The organism is Actinomadura sp. WAC 06369, from assembly GCF_003947565.1.
Classification (GTDB): domain Bacteria; phylum Actinomycetota; class Actinomycetes; order Streptosporangiales; family Streptosporangiaceae; genus Spirillospora; species Spirillospora rifamycini.
The window spans coordinates 1-1,573 of sequence record NZ_QHJN01000360.1; the positions used below are offsets into that span (position 1 = coordinate 1).

The 1,573-nt window shown below is 75.1% G+C and carries 1 protein-coding gene; it reads left to right on the plus strand.

All coding sequences use genetic code 11. The features are described 5' to 3' along the window. Positions 1 to 1,573, plus strand: a 1,573-nt coding sequence (locus DMH08_RS39415) for a type I polyketide synthase (RefSeq protein ID WP_148108666.1), incomplete at both ends; no start/stop codon positions are given.

Genomic DNA, 1,573 nt, shown 5'->3' on the forward strand with positions numbered 1-1,573 from the left:
GGCGGGTACGTCCACGAGGCCGCCGACTTCGACTCGTCCTTCTTCGGCATCGGGCCGCGCGAGGCCCTCGCCATGGACCCGCAGCAGCGGCTGCTGCTGGAGACGTCCTGGGAGGCGCTGGAACACGCGGGCATCGACCCGACGACCCTCAAGGGCTCCCGCACCGGCGTGTTCGTGGGCGGATGGATGCAGCTCTACACGTCGGCCGTGGCGGGGAGCCAGACGGGCGTCCAGGACAGCACCACACCGGTCAGCGACGGCGGCGCGGTGCTGTCCGGCCGCGTTTCCTATGTCCTTGGCCTCGAAGGTCCCTCCATCACCATCGACACCGCCTGCTCGGCGTCGCTGGTCGCGCTGCACCTGGCGTGCCAGGCGCTGCGCGCGGGCGAGTGCGAGCTGGCCCTGGCGGGCGGCGTCACGGTGATGGCGGCCGCGGGCGCGTTCGGTTTCGGCGCGTCGCTCGGCCTGTCGGAGAACGGGCGCAGCAAGGCGTTCTCGGCGACCGCCGACGGGATGGGCATGGGCGAGGGCGCGGGCATGCTCGCGGTGGAGCGACTTTCGGACGCGCGGCGGCTGGGCCATCCGGTCCTGGCGGTGGTGCGGGGGACGGCGGTCAACCAGGACGGCGCGTCGAACGGGTTCACCGCCCCGAACGGGCTGTCCCAGCAGCGGGTGATCCGTGCGGCGCTGGCCGACGCCGGGCTCGCGCCCGGGGACGTGGACGCGGTCGAGGCGCACGGCACCGGCACAGTCCTCGGCGACCCCATCGAAGCCCACGCCCTCCTGGCGACCTACGGGCGGGAGCGCACCGCGGACCGGCCGGTGTGGCTCGGCTCGATCAAGTCGAACATCGGGCACGCGCAGGGCGCCGCGGGCGTCGCCGGGATCATGAAGATGGTGCTCGGGATGCGGCACGGGACGCTGCCGAAGACCCTGCACGTCACCGAACCGTCCCCGGAGATCGACTGGGAGTCGGGCGGCGTGCGGCTGCTGACCGAGCAGCGCCCGTGGGACACGCGGGACGGCGCGCCGCGCCGCGCGGGCGTGTCCGGCTTCGGCATCAGCGGCACCAACGCGCACGTCGTCCTGGAGGAGCCCGCCGCCGAACCGCTCGCGCCCGCCGAGGAGGACCCGCGGGAGACGCCGCTGCTCGCCGCGGACACCGCCGTCACCGCCTGGCCGCTGTCCGCGCGCGGCTTCGAGGCCCTGGGCGCGCAGGCCGGCCGCCTGCGCGACTTCGCGCTCGCCGCGCCCGACGAGCCCGCCGCCGTCGCGCACGCCCTGGCCACACGCCGCAGCCTCTTCTCCCACCGCGCCGTCGTGGTCGGCGCCGACCGGACGGAGCTGGCCGGACGGCTCGCCGCCGTCGGCGACGACCTCCCGGACGCCATGGCCGCCGTCGGAGCCGTCCCGGCGGGCGGCCCCGGCAAGACGGCGTTCGTTTTCCCCGGTCAGGGGAGCCAGTGGACCGGGATGGGGCGGCGTTTGTTGGTGGAGTCGCCGGTGTTCGCGGCGCGGTTGGCGGAGTGTGCGGAGGCTCTCGCGCCTCATGTGGAGTGGGATCTGGTGGAGG